Below are 21,232 nucleotides of genomic sequence, written 5' to 3'. Positions count from 1 at the left end.
TAAGAGAATTTAACGGTTCGAATACTATGGGGATTCATGATAAATGTCGATCATTATACTATTTACGTTATGATGGAACTACGGAAAAACAACAACATGCCGTAAGGGAAGACGTCAGAAAGCATGACCGTTATTCAAGAAAAAACTCAATCGCTGCCTAAGATTTTGGTGATTTACGTTCACCCCGATCCAGATAACTCTGTCGCAAACCAAGTGATGATCAAGCAGATCCGTGGGTTAGACCACGTGACTATTCATGATCTCTATGCGCATTACCCTGATTTCTTTATAGATGTTGCTCATGAACACCAGTTGTTACTCGATCATGATGTCATCGTTTTCCAGCACCCTCTTTATATGTATTCCTGCCCAGCACTGTTAAAAGAGTGGATGGACAGAGTACTTGGAAAAGGATTTGCGTTTGGTGAAGGTTGCGCGTTGGCCGGAAAATACTGGCGAAGCGTGATCACAACAGGTGGTGCAGAGAATGCGTTTGCTGCGAGTGGTTACAACAAGTACCCACTTGAAGAGATTTTGCAGCCGTTCGAGCTAACGGCATTACTGTGCAGAATGCACTGGATAGATCCTTTGACGCTTTACTGGGCGAGGAACGCTACAGATGGCGAGCGCTACCAACATGCCGAGCAATACCGGCACTGGTTGCTAAACCCTTTGGATGATGGGAGGAAGAATGGCTGCGACGAATGAGATTCTCACCAGTACCGCGATTTTCCTGTCTGCCGCGGTGGTGGCTGTTCCGTTGGCACAACGCATGGGGCTCGGTTCAGTATTAGGCTATTTACTCGCGGGAATTGCGATTGGTCCTTGGGGTATGGGGCTTATCAGTGATGTAGAAGCCATTTTGCACTTTGCTGAATTTGGGGTGGTGCTGCTTTTATTCCTGATTGGATTAGAACTTAACCCAAGCAAACTCTGGCAAATGCGACGACCTATTTTAGGGTTAGGGGGAGCGCAGGTTCTTATTACTACAACCGTTATTTCATCGATAGTCTATTACGGTGGCGTGTCTTGGCAGAGTAGTTTGGTGATAGGGATGGGGCTGGCATTGTCTTCAACCGCGATAGCGCTGCGAGTTATTGAAGAGCAGGGTTGGACGGGAACCGAAACCGGGCAGTCTGGCTTTGCCGTATTGCTGTTTCAGGATATTGCCGTTATTCCTATGTTAGCCGTCATCCCTATTTTGGCTGGTGGCTCTGGTGGTGATTGGTTGGATGCGCTGAAAACTTTGGGCGGCATTGTCGGTCTGTTAGTAATAGGTCATTATCTATTGAGACCGGCTTTTCGATACATCGTATTAACGGGTGTACGTGAACTTTTCACTGCCACAGCGCTGCTCTTGGTTGTGGGTATTGCCTTAATCATGCAGCAACTCGGTTTATCGATGGCCCTTGGTACTTTCCTTGCGGGCGTTCTACTTGCTGAAAGTGAGTACCGACATGAATTAGAAATCGCCATTGAGCCATTTAAAGGCTTGCTACTCGGATTGTTTTTTATTGCTGTGGGCATGGCTGTAAACCTTGGATTGTTGGTTATTGAACCGATTGAAGTTCTGGTTGCTGTCGTCTTACTTATTTCAATTAAAGCCAGTGTGCTTTACATGTTAGGGCGACTGTTTGGTACCAGTGCGAAAGCGCGGAGTTCAATGGCTGTGATACTCAGCCAAGGCGGCGAATTCGCTTTTGTTATTTTTACCGCGGCGCAGGCAGAAAACCTGTTAGACCCAGAGCTGGCTGCGTTTTTGCTGGTGGTCGTGAGTATTTCGATGGTAACGACGCCTTTATTACTTCTGATTCAAAAGTGTTGGTTTGCACGTACTATCAATGACGGCGATGGGATGAAGTCGGATGTGATTGATCGCAGGCCAAGGGTAATCATCGCTGGGTTCGGGCGTTTTGGTCAGGTCGTCGGACGACTAATGTATGCCAATAAGATCCGCATTACCGTATTAGAAAGTGATGCAAGCCAGATTCAGCTTCTCAGAAAGTTTGGATATAAGGTGTTCTATGGTGACGCGACCCAACTCGAGTTATTGAGAGCGGCAGGTGCTGCCAAGGCTGAAGCAATAGTAGTATGTACCGATTCACCTGATGAAGTGATGAAAATAGTGGATTTGTGTCGTCACCATTTCCCTAACTTGAAGGTATTGGCACGAGCTCGTAGCCGAGTGGAGGCGTATCAACTGTTGAACCATGGTGTAGATGCGTTTTCTCGAGAGACCTTCTTAGGAGCACTGGATTTAGGTCGTCAAACACTGACTCAACTTGGAATGCACCCGTATCAGGCGAAACGCGCAACATCGCACTTCAAAAAGCTCGATATGAAGATGCTAGAAGAGTTACTTCCAGAGCACAGTGAAGATAAAGAGTTGGCTATGCGAGCCAAAGAAGCTCGTAAGGAACTGGAAGAAATATTTGGACGTGAAATGGAAAATGATTCCCGCCAAAATTGGGAATAGAGGTGAACGTGAAACTGAAGAAAAGATTTATCGCTGGTGCGGCATGTCCGCAGTGTAAAGAAAAAGATACCTTACGCTGGTGGGAAGAAAACAGTGTGGAAGTGGTTGAATGTGTTGACTGCGACTATGTTGAACAAAGAACCACGGAAGCTGTGGAAAAAAGCGAGCACGCCGCACAAGACATGATTGGCATCTTTAAGCCAGATTGAGCCTGTACGAATAAAGAAAACCGCGCTTTTATTGTGTTTTGATATTTCGTCCCCATAATAGCGGGGTAATCAATATTTTTCCTGGGTATCGACTTTCTCCCAGGATTTCAAACCTCCTTGGAGTCATCATGAAAATTGAAAAAAACGTGGTTGTTAGTCTGGCATACCAAGTGAAAACGGAAGACGGTGTCGTTGTCGATGAGTCAACTAGCGAAGCGCCATTGGACTACCTTCACGGTCACAACAATCTAATCACAGGTCTTGAGAAAGAGCTGGATGGTAAAGTGGCAGGCGATAAGTTTACCGCGAACGTTTCTCCAGAAGATGCATACGGTGAGCACAATGATGCACTGGTACAGCGCGTACCAGCAAACGTATTCCAAGGCGTCGATGAGATTGAAGTGGGTATGCGTTTCCTAGCAGATACTGATCAAGGTCCTATCCCTGTTGAAGTAACTGAAGTGGACGGCGATGAAGTCGTTGTTGATGGTAACCACATGTTGGCGGGTCAGTCTCTGACTTTTGAAGTCGAAGTCATTGCAACGCGTGAAGCAACAGCGGATGAAATCGAACACGGGCATATCCATCAAGAAGAAGGATGTTGTGGTGGTGACCACGATCACGACCATGGCGAAGAGAAAGATGGTTGCTGTGGTGGCGGAAGCTGTAGTTCCCACTAATTCTTAAGGTTTGTTTTTAAGTAACCTTAAGTAGCTAAAATTGAGAGCGCCGACTGATGACTCAGTTGGCGTTTTTTTATGGGCTGTGAGAAATTACGTAAGCGGTAAATCTGATTTTAGGAAAGTACAATGACTAAGCCTTTTTCCATCGCAATACATGGTGGTGCAGGAACAATTTTAAGAGACAAAATGACGGCAGAAATGCGAGCTGAATTCCAGCAAGCATTGACTCTTTCTGTAAAGGCGGGTCACAAAGTGCTGTCTGAAGGAGGAGATGCGCTTGATGCTGTGGTCGAAGCAGTAAAAGTTATGGAAGACTGCCCACTTTTTAATGCAGGAAGAGGCTCGGTACTCACCAACAGTGAAATGGTTGAAATGGATGCATCATTGATGCACGGAGCAGAGAGTGAAGCTGGCGCGATTGCTGGAGTTCGTCATATCCAGAACCCTATTGCTCTTGCCCGTGACGTGATGAAAAAAAGTAATCATGTCTTATTGATTGGGGAAGGTGCAGAAGAATTTGCTTTCGAGCATGGGTATGAGTACACCGAGCAAGACTATTTTTATACTGAGCGTCGTTACGAGCAACTGAAAACCATGAAAGAAAAAGGTTTGTTTGCTTTATCAGAATCGAAGTACCCCGACGATAAAAAATATGGCACGGTGGGCGCTGTGGCGTTGGATAGCCAAGGAAATTTAGCAGCAGCGACCAGTACTGGTGGGGTAACAAATAAAAAGTATGGTCGAGTGGGAGATTCTGCGTTAATAGGATGTGGAACCATCGCTGAAAACGGCAATGTTGCAGTATCTACAACGGGAATGGGCGAATACTTTATCCGAAAAACAGTGGCGGCAGACGTCGCTGCCCGAATGAAATACCTAAAAGAAGATGTTCATGTTGCGTGCGAAACGATCATTCAAGGCGAACTGAAATCCATGGGTGGGGAAGGGGGGCTAATCGCGTTGGACTCGCATGGCGATATTCATTTCGGCATGAATAGTTCAGGTATGTACCGCGCTAGTATTAACACTAACGGTGAACTGCTCGTTAAGATTTTTGCCGATGAGTAAAGTAGGTATAGCTTCCCGGCTCCGACGTCAAAAAGATCAGTAATGCGGTGGGGGCGTTTCCTCAGAAGCGTCCGCCAAGTTGGATGAATCCATATTTTTTACCTTGCCGACCACATATTTCATTTGATCCTGCATCTTTGTAATCAGCAGTTGCTGCTGACTTAACGCGTCGTTCAACTCATCAATGGTTTGCTCTTGAAAAGCAAGTTGGCATTCTAAGTCTTCAATACGTTTTTGCAGTTCTTTCTCGTTTGGCATGGTGCTTACTCACTTTCAATCTGCCACGCTTGAGCAATGCCTGCTGACGTGCCAGAAATAATTCGTTGCTGTTCATCGAAGGACGCATCATACACGACAGCGCGAGGAGGGCGAGCATCTTTTTGTGGTTCGACTTCCCAATAATCAAGACGTTTGCCACTTTGCGTATCCCACAGCATGACTCGACCTCCAGGCGTGCCAGTAACAAGCTGCTTACCATCGTCAGAAAAGCGTGCCGATGTGAATATCAGTTGACGTTGGAACGCTTTTAATTCGGATACTCTCTCACCGTTAGATAAATCCCAGACAAACGCGTCGTTAGACCCGTCAGACGTAAAAGCAAGTTTACCGTCGCGCTGAAGAGCAACTCGGTTGATTCGGGCATCGTGCTCAAATTTATGGAGTGCTAGCCCAGTTTGGGTGTCCCATAAATAGGCGTTGTAGTCGTTTCCGCCAGATAGAGCAAACCGGCCATTTGGGGAGAGAGCCACAGAATTAACTTTTTCCCGATGAGCAAGGAACTCAAGACGTCGTCCAGTGACTAAGTCCACATAAATGGCCTTCCCATTTGATAAGCCCAGTAGAACTTGTTCACCATTACTGGAAATATCGATATCGCGGATCACGCCATCAGAGATAGACCAAAGCCCTTGAGCTTGTGTCCAACCGAGGTCCCAGACTGCAAAATTCTGTTGCGTAGCGGTAATGGCAAAGCGTCCGTTGTCAGCAATTCGAATATGGGAGACAGTATTGGATTGTGGATCTTGAGCGCCTAATTGGGCAAGCTCTTCGTTATTTTCAAGATCCCATAGAAGCAATTGGTGTTCTTTTGAATAAAGTAAAGCGAAGCGTCCATCACGGCTCAAACCAAAGCTCGTTGTGCCAGATGGTTCTATAACCCAGCGTTGGTCATTTTTTTGTGTGAAAAAGCACCCATTTAACAAAAGAATGACAATGGTTAGAACCACAGAGTGAGAAACTGTTCGCATCGCTGTAGAAATCCGGTTTGTGTCAGTGGACATGAAACCAGTATATTGATACCACAACTTTTTTGCACGAAACTGTGCAAGATATTTAAAGGATGTCGGAGAGGCTCTCCGCCAAACATTTATAATTTGGAGAATTAAATGAAACCTTTGTTTAAAGCGTCACTGCTAGCTGCAACAGTTGCTCTGGCTGTAGGCTGTCAAGAAGAAGTAAAAGAAGAGCCGAAAGTAGAAGAAACCGCAAAAGTAGAACAAGCTGCTCCAGCTGTGGCATTCCAGAACGAAGATGAAAAAGCGGCATACGCAATTGGTGTATCATTTGCAAACTACCTAAACACAAGCATCGAAAAGCCTAAAGAAATTGGTATCGAGCTGAAAAAAGAGCTTGTGCTTCAAGGCATCGAAGATGTCTTTGGTGAGAAGGCGGCGCTAAATGAAGACGAAATTCGTGCAGCTCTAGAGTCGTTGGATCAGCGTGTGGCTAAGAAAATGGAAGCACAAGCGGCTGAGAAGTCTGCTGCTGCTAAGAAAGAAGGCGACGATTTCCGCTTAGAGTTTTCTAAACAAGAAGGCGTTTCAGCTACTGAATCTGGGCTTCTTTACCAAGTATTGAGCGCAGCGGAAGGCAACTCACCTAAAGAGACTGATACTGTTGTTGTACATTACTCAGGTACTCTGATTGATGGCACTAAGTTTGATAGCTCATACGATCGCGATCAACCTGCTACGTTCCCTCTAAATCGAGTAATTCCTGGCTGGACTGAAGGTGTTCAGTTAATGCAAGTTGGTTCTAAGTACAAGTTTGTTATCCCACCAGAGCTAGCCTACGGTGAGCAAGACACTCCTACTATTCCGGCGAACTCGACACTGGTATTTGAAGTCGAATTGCTTGAAATCGACGGTGGTGACAAAGCAGAAACTGCAACTCAGTAAGCATTGGTCTACATATTCAAAAAGAGCTCTCCGGAGCTCTTTTTTTCGTCTGTATCTAGGAAATCAATGCAATGTTTGCTCTAAGTCACTAGATAGTATGGTTATCCGTGCCCGATTAAAATTTTCTGATAAACTTCTAGCAAATAATTGAAATAAATATGCACTAGGTAAGGTGAACGTGAATACATCAGATGCGATTTATGCAGATTCGCTGCTTGAGATGGAATCCATAGATGTGAAGCCATTTTCTGAGCACGATAAAATTATCCTTCGCTCATACGAAGCGGTGGTCGATGGGCTTGCCAGTTTAATTGGTGCACACTGTGAAATCGTATTGCACTCACTCGAAGATCTAAATACGTCTGCCATTAAAATCGCAAACGGAGAAAATACTGGTCGCCAGGTTGGCTCACCCATTACCGATCTTGCGTTAAAAATGTTGAAGGATATTGAAGGCTCGGAACGTAACTTTTCTCGTTCTTATTTTACTCGCGCGAAGGGTGGGGTGTTGATGAAGTCAATCACAATCGCCATTCGTAACGGTGACAACCGTGTTATTGGTCTCTTATGTATCAATATCAACCTAGATGTGCCTTTCTCTCAAGTTTTGCAAGCATTTATGCCAAATGAAGAAGCGAAAGAGGCTGCCTCTTCCGTTAACTTTGCTAGCGACGTAGAAGAGCTGGTGGATCAAACGGTCGAGCGTACGATAGAAGACATCAACGCAGATAAGTCTGTTTCTAACAACACTAAAAATCGTCAGATTGTTATGGATCTCTATGACAAAGGTATTTTTGACATAAAAGACGCAATTAACCGCGTTGCGGATAGACTCAACATTTCAAAGCACACAGTTTATTTGTATATTCGTCAGCGTAAGACTGAGGACGGTGAGAAGTGAGTGTACCTCTCACCTACACTTTGGTTGTCAATGGTGGGGTATATGGCACTCAATCCGCTCGAAATGCTTACCAATTCGCATGTGCACTGATTGAAAAAGGGCATACGCTAGTCAGCGTTTTCTTTTATCAAGATGGCGTCTACAACGGAACGCAATTATCGGTACCAGCTAACGATGAGTTTGATCTAACAAAAGCGTGGCAAGAGTTAGCCCAAACAAATGGTATTCGTATGGAGACTTGCGTCGCTGCCGCGTTAAGACGTGGAGTGGTTAGCCAAGATGAAGCGGAACAACATCAATTGACGCAGCACAATCTAGCCCATGGTTTTGAACAAGCCGGTTTGGGGAGCTTAGCTGAAGCAATGCTCACCCAAGATAGAGTGATTCAATTTTGAGTAAGTTAACATTTGTATTTAGAACGTTGCCTCACGGTCGAAATTCTGGACGAGAAGGCGTCGATGCGCTTTTGGCTGCATCGGCATATTGTGAGGACATAACCGTTTTGTTTATCGGTGATGGCGTTGCTCAATTATTAGCATCGCAAAATACATCTGACATTCTCAGTAAAGATTATGCTCCAATGTTCAAGCTCTTCGATTTGTATGACATCGAAAACGTGTTCATATGTGAAGACTCTCTCCATGAGCGTGGACTAAAAGATGCAGAGTTAATCATTGATGTAAGCCGATTATCTAGAAAACAGATGATAGATAAATTGAATTCTGCTGGTAAAGCACTGACTTTCTGAGAATAGAGCATGCTACACATCGTCAAATCTCAAACTGCAATAAATGAAGCTATGCAATACGCAGCCTCACAAGATATCATCTTGCTTGTTGAAGATGCCGTCTATGCCGCTAACACTCACCATCATGCTTTTGAATACCTCTCAAACGGTAAACTGGCTATATATGTACTGATGCCCGATGTGGATGCAAGAGGGCTGAGAAGCTGCATTGATGATAATGTTGTTAAAGCTGATTTTAACGATTGGGTCACTCTCACAGAGGCACATGAAACCACCTTAACGTGGGAATAAGCCGCATCGGCATTCAATTATCCTCCCTAAAAATGCAGTTATGCTTTGAGCTTGTCTTTATGTGTTTTTCGCTAAACAAGCTAAGCTGGTAAAAAAGATCTGTATATTTCTTGACACTCACATCACTGCTGCATAGAATTTTGCGTCCCCAATTGTACATAGGTGCATTTTGGGGAATAGATTTTTCACAAAGCTTACTTTCAAGTAATTCAGGAGCTAGTTAATGGCAACTATTAACCAGTTGGTACGTAAGCCTCGTGCAAAGCAGGTTGTTAAAAGCAACGTGCCTGCACTAGAAGCGTGCCCACAAAAACGTGGTGTATGTACTCGTGTTTACACTACTACACCTAAAAAACCTAACTCAGCACTTCGTAAAGTATGTCGTGTTCGTCTAACGAACGGCTTCGAAGTGACTTCGTACATCGGCGGTGAAGGTCACAACCTTCAAGAGCACTCAGTTGTTCTAATCCGTGGTGGTCGTGTTAAAGACCTTCCGGGTGTACGTTACCACACTGTTCGCGGCGCACTTGACTGTGCTGGCGTAAACGACCGTAAACAAGGTCGTTCTAAGTATGGTGTGAAGCGTCCTAAGTCTTAATGCCCCTTTTCTGTAAAAAGAAAGGCGTTAAGTAAGGCCAAACACTAAATTTTCATTTTTATTTTTTGAAGAAACTGAAAAGTTTTGGATAACCTGAAGAAGACAACGGAGAATATCCATGCCACGTCGTCGCGTAATTGGTCAGCGTAAGATCCTTCCAGATCCTAAGTTCAAATCTGAATTGCTGGCAAAGTTCGTTAACATCCTTATGGTTGACGGAAAGAAATCTACTGCAGAGAAAATCGTTTACACTGCACTAGAAGCAATGGCTGAGAAATCTGGTAAAGATCACTTAGCTGTATTTGAAGAAGCTCTTGAAAATGTTCGCCCAGCGGTAGAAGTTAAATCTCGCCGTGTGGGTGGTTCAACTTACCAAGTACCTGTAGAAGTACGTCCGGTTCGCCGTAACGCACTTGCTATGCGTTGGTTGGTTGAAGCTGCGCGCAAGCGTGGTGAAAAATCTATGGCTCAACGCCTAGCTGCTGAAATGCTAGATGCGTCTGAGAACAAAGGTACTGCGGTTAAGAAACGTGAAGACGTTCACCGTATGGCTGATGCTAACAAAGCATTCGCACATTACCGCTGGTAATACCTTCTGTGCTGCGAGGTTCTCTCGCAGCACCTTTCTATTTCCTAAGGTGAACCTTAGTAAGAGGATACAATCGTGGCTCGTAAAACTCCTATTGAGCGCTACCGTAATATCGGTATTTGTGCTCACGTAGACGCAGGAAAAACAACCACAACTGAGCGTATTCTGTTCTACACTGGCCTTTCTCACAAAATCGGCGAAGTTCACGATGGTGCTGCAACCATGGACTGGATGGAGCAGGAGCAGGAGCGTGGTATTACCATCACCTCAGCTGCAACTACTACTTTCTGGCGTGGTATGGAAGCACAGTTCCAAGATCATCGCGTAAACATCATTGATACCCCTGGACACGTAGACTTTACTATCGAAGTAGAGCGTTCTCTCCGTGTACTTGATGGTGCAGTGGTTGTGTTCTGTGGCTCTTCAGGTGTTGAACCTCAGTCTGAAACTGTATGGCGTCAAGCAGACAAGTACCAAGTTCCTCGTATGGTATTTGTAAATAAGATGGACCGTGCAGGTGCAGATTTTCTACGCGTTGTAAACCAAATTAAAGATCGTCTTGGTGCGAACCCAGTTCCTATCCAATTAAATATTGGTGCAGAAGATGAGTTCAGAGGTGTCATCGACCTTATCAAGATGAAAGCAATCAACTGGAATGAAGCCGATCAAGGCATGACGTTTACATACGAAGACATTCCAGCTGACATGCAAGAACTTGCTGAAGAGTGGCATTCAAATCTAGTTGAAGCAGCAGCTGAAGCAAGCGAAGAGTTAATGGACAAATACCTTGAAGACGGTGAATTAACTGAAGCTGAAATCAAGGATGCGCTACGTACTCGTACACTAAACAACGAAATCGTACTGGCAACATGTGGCAGTGCGTTCAAGAATAAAGGTGTGCAAGCCGTATTGGATGCTGTTATTGAATTCCTACCTTCGCCTGTTGATGTACCTGCAATCAAAGGTATAGACGACGATGAAAATGAAGTTGAGCGTCATGCCGACGACAACGAACCATTTTCGGCTCTCGCGTTTAAAATTGCGACAGACCCATTTGTAGGTACGCTGACATTCATGCGCGTTTACTCTGGTGTTGTGAACTCTGGAGACAGCGTCTATAACTCTGTTAAGCAGAAGCGTGAACGTTTCGGTCGTATTGTGCAGATGCACTCAAACAAGCGTGAAGAGATTAAAGAGATTCGCGCTGGCGACATTGCCGCTGCAGTTGGTCTAAAAGATGTAACAACAGGTGACACGCTGTGTAATCAAGATCATAAAGTGGTACTTGAACGCATGGAGTTCCCTGAACCAGTAATTCAAATTGCAGTTGAACCTCGTTCTCAAGCTGATCAGGAAAAAATGGGTATTGCGCTAGGTAAACTGGCAGCAGAAGATCCTTCTTTTCGTGTTGAAACTGATGATGAAACAGGTCAAGTACTGATTTCGGGTATGGGAGAACTCCATCTAGAAATTATTGTTGACCGCATGAAGCGTGAATTCAGTGTGGACTGCAACGTGGGTAAACCACAAGTTGCTTACCGTGAAACAATTCGCGGTAGCACAGAAGTTGAAGGCAAATTTGTCCGCCAGTCAGGTGGTAGAGGTCAATACGGACACGTATGGCTGAAACTAGAACCTGCAGAAGTTGGTGACGGGTTTGTTTTTGTAGATGAGATCGTTGGTGGTGCTGTTCCTAAAGAATACATCAGCTCCGTATCGAAAGGTATCGAGGAGCAAATGAACAACGGTGTGTTGGCTGGCTATCCTGTGCTGGATGTTAAAGCAACACTCTTCGATGGTTCATACCACGATGTCGACTCAAGTGAGATGGCGTTTAAAATCGCTGGCTCCATGGCCTTTAGGAACGGTGCACTTGAAGCGCAACCTGTTCTTTTAGAGCCAATGATGAAGGTTGAAGTAACGACTCCAGAAGACTGGATGGGTGATGTAGTAGGCGATCTTAACCGTCGTCGCGGCATCATTGAAGGTATGGACGAGGGGACAGCTGGCCTGAAGATAATTCGTGCACAAGTTCCGTTGTCAGCCATGTTCGGGTACGCAACTGACTTACGTTCTGCGACACAAGGTCGTGCTTCTTACTCTATGGAGTTTAGTGAGTACGCTGAAGTGCCTAAAAATGTTGCTGAAGCAATCATTTCAGAGCGTGGATAATCGTTATTTGATTAATAACGAACCTATTGCGCTGACGCACGTTGGCGCATAAAATAGCAAATTCTGGCGCACCTTGAGCAGATTTCAGGGTGAATCATAACTAGGAAGGAACACGATCGTGTCTAAAGAAAAATTTGAACGTACGAAACCGCACGTAAACGTTGGTACTATCGGCCACGTTGACCACGGTAAAACAACTCTAACTGCTGCAATCTGTACTACTCTATCTAAAGTGTACGGCGGTGAAGCGAAAGACTTCGCATCAATCGATAACGCTCCAGAAGAGCGTGAGCGCGGTATCACAATCGCAACTTCTCACGTTGAGTACGACACTCCATCTCGTCACTACGCACACGTAGACTGCCCAGGACACGCCGATTATGTTAAAAACATGATCACAGGTGCTGCCCAAATGGATGGTGGTATCCTAGTTGTAGCTGCGACTGATGGTCCAATGCCTCAAACTCGTGAGCACATCCTACTAGGCCGTCAGGTTGGTATCCCTTACATCATCGTATTCATGAACAAGTGTGACATGGTTGATGATGAAGAGCTTCTAGAGCTAGTAGAAATGGAAGTTCGTGAACTTCTTTCTGAGTACGAATTCCCAGGTGATGACCTACCAGTTATCCAAGGTTCAGCTCTTGGCGCTCTAAACGGTGAGAAGCAGTGGGAAGACAAGATTGTAGAGCTTGCAGAAGCACTAGATTCTTACATCCCAGAGCCAGAGCGTGCTGTAGATCAGCCGTTCCTACTACCAATCGAAGACGTATTCTCTATTCAAGGTCGTGGTACGGTTGTAACAGGTCGTATCGAGCGTGGTATCCTAAACGTAGGTAATGAAGTAGAAATCGTTGGTATCAAAGATACTACAACTACTACATGTACTGGTGTTGAGATGTTCCGTAAGCTTCTAGACGAAGGTCGTGCGGGCGAGAACGTTGGTGCACTTCTACGTGGTACTAAGCGTGAAGAAGTTGAGCGTGGTCAAGTACTGGCTGCACCGGGTTCAATCAACCCACACACTAAGTTTGAGTCAGAAGTATACGTTCTGTCTAAAGACGAAGGTGGTCGCCACACTCCATTCTTCAAAGGTTACCGCCCACAGTTCTACTTCCGTACTACGGACGTAACGGGTGACATCACTCTTCCTGAAGGCGTTGAAATGGTAATGCCTGGCGACAACGTACAAATGACTGTTGAACTAATCGCTCCAATCGCGATGGATGAAGGTCTACGTTTCGCAATCCGTGAAGGTGGTCGTACTGTAGGTGCTGGTGTTGTTGCGAAAATCTTCGACTAATATCGAATGATTTTGCGATAATCGCATCTTAAAAAGGAGCTTCGGCTCCTTTTTTTATTTCTATTTCAACGACCTCTTAAACCTCCTTTTCTTATATAACCAATTCTTCTAATCAAAATGCCAATAAGATTAGCAATGCTAACCATTCTCGTTTATATTTCTAATTGTAATAGATTGGATGTAGAAAATGTTTGTTTGTATTTGCCACGGTGTATCTGATAAAAAAATTCGACAGCTAGCTCTTGAAGAAGGAGTGACTGATATCAAAGGAATTAGGCAGTGTACGCCTCTCGGATCCCAGTGTGGAAAGTGCATAAAAAGTGCAAAGGAAATTCTTGACGACACAGTATCAACATTGTTTAAGAAAGTCGGCTAACGCTCAATATTGAGACAGCCTTAAAATAGCTTTGACACCTTCGAGATTGCTTCTAAAGTTAAAGAAGCCGATCAAGGAGGGCTTTGTCATGAAAGGTGATCCAAAAATTATTCAACACCTCAACATTATTTTAGGGAACGAGTTAGTAGCAATTAACCAATACTTTTTGCATGCAAGAATGTACAAAGATTGGGGGCTAAAGCATTTGGCAGATAAAGAATACGAAGAATCTATTGATGAGATGAAGCATGCCGATCATCTTATAGAGCGAATCCTATTTTTAGAAGGGCTACCTAATCTTCAAGATTTGGGTAAGCTTATGATAGGTGAGGACACAAAGGAAATGCTTGAGTGTGACCTCAAAGTCGAAATGACCGCTATTCCAGATCTGAAAGAAGCTATCGCATATGCTGAAAGTGTTCGTGATTTTGTCTCTAGAGATTTATTCCAAGAGATTCTAGAAGACGAAGAGGAGCATGTTGATTGGCTCGAAACACAGCTAGGGCTAATTGATAAAGTCGGCATTGAAAACTATCAGCAGGCACAGTTCGTTGATGAGAATTAAATAGAATTTTGAAAGCCGGAGTAGTCTACTTGATTACTTCGGCTTTTTACTGCCAAAAACTTCCCGCTTATTTTTCCATCGTCTATTGCATACCAATTTGTGATCTGTATAATACCGCGCACTGGCTTAGCCAGTTGTGAACCAATGAGCAGTGAGGAGTAAGCGTTCCGCTTAGTAATGTAAACTCAGCTTATGTTCGCAGTTAATACAATTAACTCTTCTACTTAGTAGTTAAAGTTAATCGAAAATTAGCTGACAATGTGTCCGATTTGGATACTACGGTTTCACATAAATCAATCGGCATTCTCTCGCTTTAGCGAGTATGAGTGGCGATATTGTTTGTGTAATTTATTATTATTGGAGCTCTGTCTCATGCAGAACCAACGTATTCGTATCCGCCTTAAAGCTTTCGATTATAAATTGATCGATGCTTCTACTGCGGAAATCGTTGAAACAGCAAAGCGTACCGGCGCACAGGTTCGTGGTCCTATTCCACTACCTACTCGTAAAGAGCGTTTCACTGTTCTTATCTCTCCACACGTCAACAAAGATGCGCGTGATCAGTACGAAATCCGTACTCACAAGCGTCTAATCGACATCGTTGAGCCAACAGACAAAACTGTTGATGCTCTGATGCGCCTAGATCTAGCTGCTGGCGTTGACGTACAAATCAGCCTAGGTTAAGGGAGATTAGAATAATGATTGGTCTAGTCGGACGTAAAGTGGGTATGACCCGCGTATTTACCGAAGAAGGCGTTTCTATCCCAGTAACCGTTGTTGAGGTTGAAGCGAACCGTATTTCTCAAGTTAAAACTCTTGAGTCTGATGGCTACGCTGCAATCCAGGTAACTACTGGTACTAAGAAAGCTAACCGTGTTGTTAAAGCTGAAGCTGGTCACTTTGCGAAAGCAGGTGTTGAAGCTGGCCGCGGTCTTTGGGAATTCCGTTTAGAAAACGGTGAAGAGTTTGAAGTTGGCTCAGAGCTAAACGTAGAACTTTTCAACGAAGTTAAAAAAGTAGACGTTACTGGTACATCTAAAGGTAAGGGTTTCCAAGGCGCTGTTAAGCGTTGGAACTTCCGTACTCAAGATATGACTCACGGTAACTCATTGTCTCACCGTGCACCGGGTTCAATTGGCCAATGTCAAACTCCAGGTCGCGTGTTTAAAGGCAAGAAAATGGCAGGTCACATGGGTGCTGAGCGTGTAACGACTCAAAACCTAGAGATCGTACGTGTTGACGCTGAGCGCAATCTGCTTCTTATTAAAGGTGCAGTACCAGGCGCGACTGGCGGTAACGTGATCGTAAAACCAGCTGTTAAAGCATAACGTCTAGGAGTAAGTAATGGAATTGATAGTTAAAGGTGCTGATGCACTAACTGTTTCCGAGACTACTTTCGGACGTGACTTCAACGAAGCTCTTGTACACCAAGTAGTTGTTGCGTACGCAGCAGGTGCTCGTCAAGGTACACGTGCTCAAAAGACTCGTTCTGAAGTATCTGGCGGTGGCGCTAAGCCATGGCGTCAAAAAGGTACTGGCCGTGCACGTGCTGGTACAATTCGTAGCCCAATCTGGCGTACAGGTGGTGTTACTTTTGCTGCGAAACCTCAGGATCACAGCCAAAAAGTAAACAAAAAAATGTACCGCGGTGCTATGAAGAGCATTCTTTCTGAGTTGGTTCGTCAAGAGCGTCTAATCGTTGTTGATAACTTCTCAGTTGAAGCGCCAAAAACTAAAGAGCTAGTAGCTAAGCTTAAAGAGCTTGAGCTTAACGATGTTCTTATCGTAACTGGCGAAGTAGATGAGAATCTATTCTTAGCTGCTCGTAACCTATACAAAGTTGATGCACGTGACGTTGCTGGTATTGATCCAGTAAGCCTAGTTGCTTTCGACAAGGTTCTGATGACTGCAGAAGCAGTTAAGCAAGTTGAGGAGATGCTAGCATGATCACTGAAGAGCGTATCCTAAAAGTTCTACGTGCTCCGCACATCTCTGAAAAAGCAACTATGGCTGCAGAGAAAGCGAACACTATCGTTTTCAAAGTTGCACAAGATGCTACTAAGAAAGAGATCAAAGCTGCTGTAGAAAAGCTTTTTGAAGTTGAAGTTAAGTCTGTAAATACTCTTATTACTAAGGGTAAGACCAAACGTCAAGGTCTACGCCAAGGTCGCCGCAGCGACGTTAAGAAAGCGTACGTTACTTTGAAAGAAGGTCAAGATCTTGACTTTGTTGGCGGCGCGGAATAACAGGAGTAGTTGAAAAATGGCTATTGTTAAATGTAAGCCGACTTCCCCTGGTCGTCGTCATGTTGTTAAAGTTGTTAACGCTGACCTACACAAGGGCAAGCCATACGCACCTCTTCTAGAGAAAAACTCTAAGAATGGTGGTCGTAATAACAACGGTCGTATTACAGTACGTCACATCGGTGGTGGTCATAAACACCATTACCGTGTAATTGATTTCAAACGTACTAAAGACGGTATCCCAGCGAAAGTTGAGCGTCTAGAATACGATCCAAACCGTAGCGCAAACATCGCTCTAGTTCTGTACGCAGACGGTGAGCGTCGTTACATCATCGCACCAAAAGGTGTTCAAGCAGGTGACCAGATTCAATCTGGTGTAGATGCGCCAATCAAAGCAGGTAACACTCTGCCGATGCGCAACATCCCAGTAGGTTCTACTGTACACTGTGTTGAACTTAAGCCTGGTAAAGGTGCTCAGCTAGCTCGTTCGGCTGGTGCTTACGCTCAAATCGTTGCTCGCGACGGTGCATACGTAACTATCCGTCTACGTTCTGGTGAAATGCGTAAAGTGTTATCAGAAGGCCGTGCAACAGTCGGTGAAGTTGGTAACTCTGAGCATATGCTACGTGAACTTGGTAAAGCTGGTGCTTCACGCTGGCGCGGCGTACGTCCAACCGTACGTGGTGTAGTAATGAACCCAGTAGATCACCCACATGGTGGTGGTGAAGGTCGCACATCTGGCGGTCGTCACCCAGTATCCCCATGGGGTATGCCTACTAAAGGCTTCAAGACTCGTAAGAACAAACGCACTGACAAGTACATCGTACGTCGTCGTAACAAGTAATCTATATAAGAGGAATCGCCATGCCACGTTCTCTCAAGAAAGGTCCATTTATTGACCTACACTTGCTGAAGAAGGTAGAGAAAGCGGTGGAAAGCGGAGACAAAAAGCCTATTAAGACTTGGTCCCGTCGCTCAATGATCATTCCTACAATGATCGGTTTGACCATCGCTGTCCATAATGGTCGTCAGCACGTTCCAGTATTTGTAACCGAAGAAATGATCGGTCACAAACTGGGCGAATTCGCACCAACTCGTACTTACCGCGGTCACGCTGCGGATAAGAAAGCTAAGAAGAAATAAGGAGTAGATGATGGAAGCTATTGCTAAACATAACTTTGCTCGTATTTCTCCTCAGAAAGCACGCTTAGTTGCTGATCAAATCCGCGGTAAATCTGTGGATCAGGCTCTTGAACTACTAACTTTCAGCAATAAAAAAGCTGCAGAGTTAATCAAAAAAGTTCTTGAATCAGCAATCGCGAATGCAGAGCACAACGAAGGTGCAGACATCGACGATCTGAATGTCGCTAAAATCTTCGTAGATGAAGGCCCAACCATGAAGCGTATTATGCCTCGTGCAAAAGGTCGTGCGGATCGTATCTTGAAGCGTTCAAGCCACATCACTGTTGTTGTAGCAGATCGCTAAGAGACTAGGAGAGTAAGCAATGGGTCAGAAAGTACATCCAAATGGTATTCGTCTTGGCATCGTTAAGCCTTGGAATGCTACATGGTTTGCTAACACCAAAGATTTCGCTGACAACCTAGACGGCGACTTCAAGGTACGTCAGTTCCTAACGAAGGAACTTTCAAAAGCGTCTCTATCACGCATCGTTATCGAGCGTCCTGCAAAGAGTATTCGTGTGACTATTCACACTGCTCGCCCAGGTGTTGTAATCGGTAAGAAAGGTGAAGACGTAGAGAAGCTACGCGCAGCTGTAGCTAAAATTGCAGGTGTACCAGCGCAAATCAACATCGCTGAAGTACGCAAGCCAGAGCTTGACGCTCAGCTTGTGGGTGACAGCATCGCGTCTCAACTAGAGCGTCGTGTTATGTTCCGTCGTGCTATGAAGCGCGCGGTACAGAATGCTATGCGTCTAGGCGCTAAAGGCATCAAAGTGGAAGTAAGTGGTCGTCTAGGCGGCGCTGAAATTGCACGTTCAGAGTGGTACCGTGAAGGTCGTGTACCTCTACACACTCTACGTGCTGACATTGATTACGCAACTTCTTCGGCTCACACCCAATACGGTGTAATCGGCATTAAAGTTTGGATCTTCAAAGGTGAGATCCTAGGCGGAATGCCAGCAGCTAATGCTGTAGAGCCAAAGGCTGATAAGCCTAAGAAGCAGCGTAAAGGCCGTAAGTAAGGAGTCGACTGATGCTACAACCTAAACGTACTAAGTTCCGTAAGGTTCAGACTGGTCGCAACCGTGGTCTAGCTAAAGGTACTGAAGTAAGCTTCGGCGAATTCGGTCTTAAAGCTGTAGGCCGTGGTCGTATCACTGCTCGTCAGATTGAAGCGGCTCGTCGTGCTATGACACGTCACATTAAACGTCAAGGTCAAATCTGGATTCGTATTTTTCCAGACAAACCTATCACAGAAAAACCGCTTGAAGTTCGTCAGGGTAAGGGTAAAGGTAACGTTGAGTACTGGGTAGCCCAAATCCAACCTGGAAAGGTAATGTACGAAATGAATGGCGTACCTGAAGAGTTGGCACGTGAAGCGTTCCGCCTTGCGGCGCGTAAACTGCCTGTAAAAACTACATTTGTAACTAAGCAGGTGATGTGATGAAAGCACAAGATCTACGCGAAAAAAGCGTTGAAGAGCTTAACGCTGAGCTATTGAATTTGCTACGCGAACAGTTCAACTTGCGCATGCAAGCTGCAACTGGTCAGCTACAGCAAACTCATACTCTGAAAGCTGTGCGCCGTGATATCGCACGTGTGAAAACTGTTTTGACTGAGAAGGCAGGCGCATAATGAGCGACAAAATTCGTACTCAACAAGGTCGTGTAGTAAGCGACAAGATGGATAAGTCTATCGTTGTTGCTATCGAGCGCATGGTGAAACACCCAATTTACGGCAAGTTCGTAAAGCGCACGACTAAACTGCACGCGCACGACGAAAACAACGAGTGTGGCCTAGGCGATACTGTTGAGATTCAAGAGTGCCGTCCACTGTCTAAGAAGAAATCTTGGACTTTGGTAAAAGTTGTAGAAAAAGCGAAGTTTTAATTTCGTTTTGATACGATGAAAAAGCGGCTCCAATTATTTTTGGAGCCGCTTATTTTTTGGCTACCCAAGTACATAAAAGGGTGGTACAATTCGCAGCCCTTATAAAGAGGCAGCCCGACCCGTGAAGGGTCTAGTTTTAATATTTAGCGGAGCACTAAAATGATCCAAATGCAAAGTACACTCGACGCTGCGGATAACTCCGGCGCTCGTAGAGTAATGTGTATTAAGGTTCTGGGTGGCTCTCACCGCCGTTATGCACATATCGGAGATATCATCAAAGTTACTGTTAAGGAAGCAATTCCTCGCGGTAAAGTTAAAAAAGGTGATGTTCTGAAAGCGGTGGTAGTGCGCACTCGAAAAGGCGTACGTCGCCCAGACGGTTCTGTCATTCGCTTCGACCGTAATGCTTGTGTATTGTTGAATGACACTACTGAGCAACCAGTCGGCACACGTATCTTTGGTCCAGTGACTCGTGAACTTCGTAATGCGAAATTCATGAAGATTGTTTCACTGGCTCCAGAAGTTCTGTAAGGAGCGGCACAAAATGGCAGCTAAAATCCGTCGTAACGACGAAGTAATCGTTCTTGCTGGTAAAGATAAAGGCAAGCGCGGTAAAGTAACTAAGGTTCTTGAAACTGGTAAAGTTATCGTTGAAGGTATCAACCTTGTTAAGAAGCACCAAAAGCCTGTACCGGCTCTAGGTCAACAAGGTGGCATCGTTGAACAAGAAGCAGCAATTGATGCTTCCAACGTTGCAGTTTTCAATGCGGCTACTGGTAAAGCGGACCGTATCGGTTTCCGTTTTGAAGAAGGCAAAAAAGTGCGTTTCTTCAAATCAAACGGTGAAACTGTTTCTAACTAATAGAAAGTAATTTGGAGTTCTACTATGGCGAAACTGCATGATTACTACAAGTCGTCTGTAGTTGCTGAGCTTACCAAAGAGTTCAGCTACTCAAGCGTCATGCAAGTCCCTAGGATTGAAAAAATCACCCTAAACATGGGCGTTGGTGAAGCAATCAACGATAAGAAACTGCTAGAAAACGCAGCAGCTGATATGGCAACGATCTCTGGTCAAAAGCCTCTTATCACTAAAGCGCGTAAATCTGTTGCAGGTTTCAAAATTCGTGAAGGCTACCCAATTGGTTGTAAAGTAACCTTACGTGGCGAACGTATGTGGGATTTCTTCGAGCGTTTAATCTCGATTGCACTTCCACGTGTACGTGATTTCCGTGGTGTTAGCGCGAAGTCTTTTGACGGTCGTGGTAACTACAGCATGGGCGTTCGCGAGCAAATCATCTTCCCGGAAATCGACTACGATAAAGTCGATCGTGTACGCGGTCTTGATATTACTATCACGACGTCTGCAAGCTCCGATGAGGAAGGCCGTGCTCTGCTGGCTGCCTTTAACTTCCCATTCCGTAAGTAAGGTGAAGGGTTACTGTTATGGCTAAACAATCAATGAAAGCGCGCGAAACTAAACGCGCGAAGCTAGTAGCTAAGTTCGCTGAGAAGCGTTCAGCGCTTAAAGCTATCATTAGCGATGTTAACGCATCTGAAGAAGATCGTTGGAATGCGGTTCTTAAACTGCAATCTCTTCCACGTGATTCAAGTGCATCACGTCAGCGCAACCGTTGCAACCAAACTGGTCGTCCACACGGTTACCTACGTAAATTCGGTCTAAGCCGCATTAAGGTTCGTGAAGCTTGCATGAAAGGCGAGATTCCGGGTCTTCGTAAGGCTAGCTGGTAATTGCCACTTAATC

The 21,232-nt window shown here is 45.0% G+C and carries 33 protein-coding genes; 31 read left to right on the top strand and 2 right to left on the bottom strand.

Annotation, left to right across the window (positions count from 1 at the left end):
• Window positions 1–123: 123 nt before the first annotated feature.
• From kefG to CW749_RS06370, 5 genes are all read left to right on the top strand, one after another.
• Complete coding sequence (gene kefG, locus CW749_RS06390; protein ID WP_101111202.1) at window positions 124–708, top strand: glutathione-regulated potassium-efflux system ancillary protein KefG; 585 nt, start codon at window positions 124–126, stop codon at window positions 706–708.
• The gene (kefB, locus tag CW749_RS06385) at window positions 692–2,476 is read left to right on the top strand and encodes a glutathione-regulated potassium-efflux system protein KefB (protein ID WP_101111201.1); all 1,785 of its coding nucleotides are present in this window, start codon (window positions 692–694) and stop codon (window positions 2,474–2,476) included. The genes kefG and kefB overlap by 17 nt, the downstream gene beginning before the upstream one ends.
• A gap of 8 nt (window positions 2,477–2,484) precedes the next feature.
• Window positions 2,485–2,685, top strand: coding sequence for a YheV family putative zinc ribbon protein (locus tag CW749_RS06380; protein ID WP_101111263.1), 201 nt, complete (start codon window positions 2,485–2,487; stop codon window positions 2,683–2,685).
• A 128-nt stretch (window positions 2,686–2,813) separates the two neighbouring features.
• Window positions 2,814–3,365 (top strand): peptidylprolyl isomerase, encoded by a 552-nt coding sequence (gene slyD, locus CW749_RS06375; protein WP_101111200.1) that lies wholly within the window; start codon window positions 2,814–2,816, stop codon window positions 3,363–3,365.
• A gap of 129 nt (window positions 3,366–3,494) precedes the next feature.
• Window positions 3,495–4,436 carry an isoaspartyl peptidase/L-asparaginase gene (locus CW749_RS06370; RefSeq protein ID WP_101111199.1) on the top strand — a complete coding sequence of 314 codons (942 nt, stop codon included), beginning with the start codon at window positions 3,495–3,497 and terminating at the stop codon, window positions 4,434–4,436.
• A gap of 36 nt (window positions 4,437–4,472) precedes the next feature.
• Here the strand turns inward: CW749_RS06370 and CW749_RS06365 are convergent, their stop codons facing one another.
• Together CW749_RS06365 and CW749_RS06360 are read right to left on the bottom strand one after the other, a co-directional pair.
• Complete coding sequence (locus CW749_RS06365; protein WP_101111198.1) at window positions 4,473–4,694, bottom strand: SlyX family protein; 222 nt, start codon at window positions 4,692–4,694, stop codon at window positions 4,473–4,475.
• 5 nt (window positions 4,695–4,699) lie between these two features.
• Entirely contained in the window at window positions 4,700–5,683 is a 984-nt protein-coding gene (locus CW749_RS06360) for a hypothetical protein (protein ID WP_101111197.1), read from the bottom strand.
• A 138-nt stretch (window positions 5,684–5,821) separates the two neighbouring features.
• Between CW749_RS06360 and fkpA the strand changes: the two genes are divergently transcribed.
• The 26 genes from fkpA to rpsN all read left to right on the top strand — a co-directional run bounded on the left by fkpA (window position 5,822) and on the right by rpsN (window position 21,219).
• The gene (gene fkpA / locus CW749_RS06355) at window positions 5,822–6,613 is read left to right on the top strand and encodes an FKBP-type peptidyl-prolyl cis-trans isomerase (protein ID WP_101111196.1); all 792 of its coding nucleotides are present in this window, start codon (window positions 5,822–5,824) and stop codon (window positions 6,611–6,613) included.
• A 178-nt stretch (window positions 6,614–6,791) separates the two neighbouring features.
• Window positions 6,792–7,514 carry a transcriptional regulator gene (locus CW749_RS06350; RefSeq protein WP_101111195.1) on the top strand — a complete coding sequence of 241 codons (723 nt, stop codon included), beginning with the start codon at window positions 6,792–6,794 and terminating at the stop codon, window positions 7,512–7,514.
• Complete coding sequence (tusD, locus tag CW749_RS06345; RefSeq protein ID WP_101111194.1) at window positions 7,511–7,909, top strand: sulfurtransferase complex subunit TusD; 399 nt, start codon at window positions 7,511–7,513, stop codon at window positions 7,907–7,909. Before CW749_RS06350 ends, tusD begins: the two co-directional genes overlap by 4 nt.
• Window positions 7,906–8,262, top strand: a complete 357-nt coding sequence (tusC, locus tag CW749_RS06340) for a sulfurtransferase complex subunit TusC (protein ID WP_101111193.1) — start codon at window positions 7,906–7,908, stop codon at window positions 8,260–8,262. Before tusD ends, tusC begins: the two co-directional genes overlap by 4 nt.
• Window positions 8,263–8,271: 9 nt before the next feature.
• The gene (tusB, locus tag CW749_RS06335) at window positions 8,272–8,553 is read left to right on the top strand and encodes a sulfurtransferase complex subunit TusB (RefSeq protein WP_101111192.1); all 282 of its coding nucleotides are present in this window, start codon (window positions 8,272–8,274) and stop codon (window positions 8,551–8,553) included.
• Window positions 8,554–8,776: 223 nt separating this feature from the next.
• Complete coding sequence (gene rpsL, locus CW749_RS06330) at window positions 8,777–9,151, top strand: 30S ribosomal protein S12 (RefSeq protein ID WP_004399892.1); 375 nt, start codon at window positions 8,777–8,779, stop codon at window positions 9,149–9,151.
• A 118-nt stretch (window positions 9,152–9,269) separates the two neighbouring features.
• On the top strand, window positions 9,270–9,740 hold the full coding sequence (rpsG, locus tag CW749_RS06325) for a 30S ribosomal protein S7 (protein WP_031493416.1): 471 nt from the start codon (window positions 9,270–9,272) through the stop codon (window positions 9,738–9,740).
• A gap of 75 nt (window positions 9,741–9,815) precedes the next feature.
• Window positions 9,816–11,912, top strand: a complete 2,097-nt coding sequence (gene fusA, locus CW749_RS06320) for an elongation factor G (RefSeq protein ID WP_101111191.1) — start codon at window positions 9,816–9,818, stop codon at window positions 11,910–11,912.
• Between the two features lie 118 nt (window positions 11,913–12,030).
• The gene (tuf, locus tag CW749_RS06315; RefSeq protein WP_101111190.1) at window positions 12,031–13,215 is read left to right on the top strand and encodes an elongation factor Tu; all 1,185 of its coding nucleotides are present in this window, start codon (window positions 12,031–12,033) and stop codon (window positions 13,213–13,215) included.
• Between the two features lie 187 nt (window positions 13,216–13,402).
• A complete protein-coding gene (locus CW749_RS06310) occupies window positions 13,403–13,591 on the top strand; it encodes a (2Fe-2S)-binding protein (protein WP_101111189.1) in 189 nt (62 codons plus the stop codon).
• A gap of 88 nt (window positions 13,592–13,679) precedes the next feature.
• Window positions 13,680–14,156, top strand: a complete 477-nt coding sequence (bfr, locus tag CW749_RS06305; protein ID WP_101111188.1) for a bacterioferritin — start codon at window positions 13,680–13,682, stop codon at window positions 14,154–14,156.
• A 372-nt stretch (window positions 14,157–14,528) separates the two neighbouring features.
• Window positions 14,529–14,840 carry a 30S ribosomal protein S10 gene (gene rpsJ / locus CW749_RS06300; protein ID WP_001181007.1) on the top strand — a complete coding sequence of 104 codons (312 nt, stop codon included), beginning with the start codon at window positions 14,529–14,531 and terminating at the stop codon, window positions 14,838–14,840.
• 14 nt (window positions 14,841–14,854) lie between these two features.
• On the top strand, window positions 14,855–15,484 hold the full coding sequence (rplC, locus tag CW749_RS06295; protein ID WP_101111187.1) for a 50S ribosomal protein L3: 630 nt from the start codon (window positions 14,855–14,857) through the stop codon (window positions 15,482–15,484).
• Between the two features lie 16 nt (window positions 15,485–15,500).
• A complete protein-coding gene (rplD, locus tag CW749_RS06290) occupies window positions 15,501–16,103 on the top strand; it encodes a 50S ribosomal protein L4 (RefSeq protein WP_101111186.1) in 603 nt (200 codons plus the stop codon).
• Window positions 16,100–16,402 (top strand): 50S ribosomal protein L23, encoded by a 303-nt coding sequence (gene rplW / locus CW749_RS06285; RefSeq protein ID WP_038175168.1) that lies wholly within the window; start codon window positions 16,100–16,102, stop codon window positions 16,400–16,402. The genes rplD and rplW overlap by 4 nt, the downstream gene beginning before the upstream one ends.
• Before the next feature lie 16 nt (window positions 16,403–16,418).
• Window positions 16,419–17,243, top strand: coding sequence for a 50S ribosomal protein L2 (gene rplB / locus CW749_RS06280; protein WP_101111185.1), 825 nt, complete (start codon window positions 16,419–16,421; stop codon window positions 17,241–17,243).
• A 20-nt stretch (window positions 17,244–17,263) separates the two neighbouring features.
• The gene (rpsS, locus tag CW749_RS06275) at window positions 17,264–17,542 is read left to right on the top strand and encodes a 30S ribosomal protein S19 (RefSeq protein ID WP_004736729.1); all 279 of its coding nucleotides are present in this window, start codon (window positions 17,264–17,266) and stop codon (window positions 17,540–17,542) included.
• Window positions 17,543–17,552: 10 nt separating this feature from the next.
• Window positions 17,553–17,885 (top strand): 50S ribosomal protein L22, encoded by a 333-nt coding sequence (rplV, locus tag CW749_RS06270; protein WP_004398468.1) that lies wholly within the window; start codon window positions 17,553–17,555, stop codon window positions 17,883–17,885.
• Window positions 17,886–17,904: 19 nt separating this feature from the next.
• Complete coding sequence (gene rpsC / locus CW749_RS06265; RefSeq protein WP_101111184.1) at window positions 17,905–18,603, top strand: 30S ribosomal protein S3; 699 nt, start codon at window positions 17,905–17,907, stop codon at window positions 18,601–18,603.
• An 11-nt stretch (window positions 18,604–18,614) separates the two neighbouring features.
• Window positions 18,615–19,025, top strand: coding sequence for a 50S ribosomal protein L16 (rplP, locus tag CW749_RS06260; RefSeq protein ID WP_004398466.1), 411 nt, complete (start codon window positions 18,615–18,617; stop codon window positions 19,023–19,025).
• Entirely contained in the window at window positions 19,025–19,216 is a 192-nt protein-coding gene (gene rpmC / locus CW749_RS06255) for a 50S ribosomal protein L29 (protein WP_004410456.1), read from the top strand. Before rplP ends, rpmC begins: the two co-directional genes overlap by 1 nt.
• Window positions 19,216–19,470, top strand: a complete 255-nt coding sequence (rpsQ, locus tag CW749_RS06250; protein ID WP_101111183.1) for a 30S ribosomal protein S17 — start codon at window positions 19,216–19,218, stop codon at window positions 19,468–19,470. The genes rpmC and rpsQ overlap by 1 nt, the downstream gene beginning before the upstream one ends.
• 159 nt (window positions 19,471–19,629) lie before the next feature.
• The gene (gene rplN / locus CW749_RS06245) at window positions 19,630–20,001 is read left to right on the top strand and encodes a 50S ribosomal protein L14 (protein ID WP_004398463.1); all 372 of its coding nucleotides are present in this window, start codon (window positions 19,630–19,632) and stop codon (window positions 19,999–20,001) included.
• Window positions 20,002–20,014: 13 nt separating this feature from the next.
• On the top strand, window positions 20,015–20,332 hold the full coding sequence (rplX, locus tag CW749_RS06240; protein ID WP_101111182.1) for a 50S ribosomal protein L24: 318 nt from the start codon (window positions 20,015–20,017) through the stop codon (window positions 20,330–20,332).
• Between the two features lie 24 nt (window positions 20,333–20,356).
• Window positions 20,357–20,896: a 50S ribosomal protein L5 gene (gene rplE, locus CW749_RS06235; protein ID WP_101111181.1), complete on the top strand. Its 540-nt coding sequence runs from the start codon at window positions 20,357–20,359 to the stop codon at window positions 20,894–20,896.
• A gap of 17 nt (window positions 20,897–20,913) precedes the next feature.
• The gene (rpsN, locus tag CW749_RS06230; RefSeq protein ID WP_101111180.1) at window positions 20,914–21,219 is read left to right on the top strand and encodes a 30S ribosomal protein S14; all 306 of its coding nucleotides are present in this window, start codon (window positions 20,914–20,916) and stop codon (window positions 21,217–21,219) included.
• Window positions 21,220–21,232: the final 13 nt, after the last annotated feature.

The organism is Vibrio sp. vnigr-6D03 (assembly GCF_002835515.1).
GTDB classification, from domain to species: Bacteria; Pseudomonadota; Gammaproteobacteria; order Enterobacterales; family Vibrionaceae; genus Vibrio; species Vibrio penaeicida.
The sequence above is the reverse complement of the archived record's forward strand: the minus strand, read 5'-3'. Positions and strand labels throughout refer to the sequence as shown.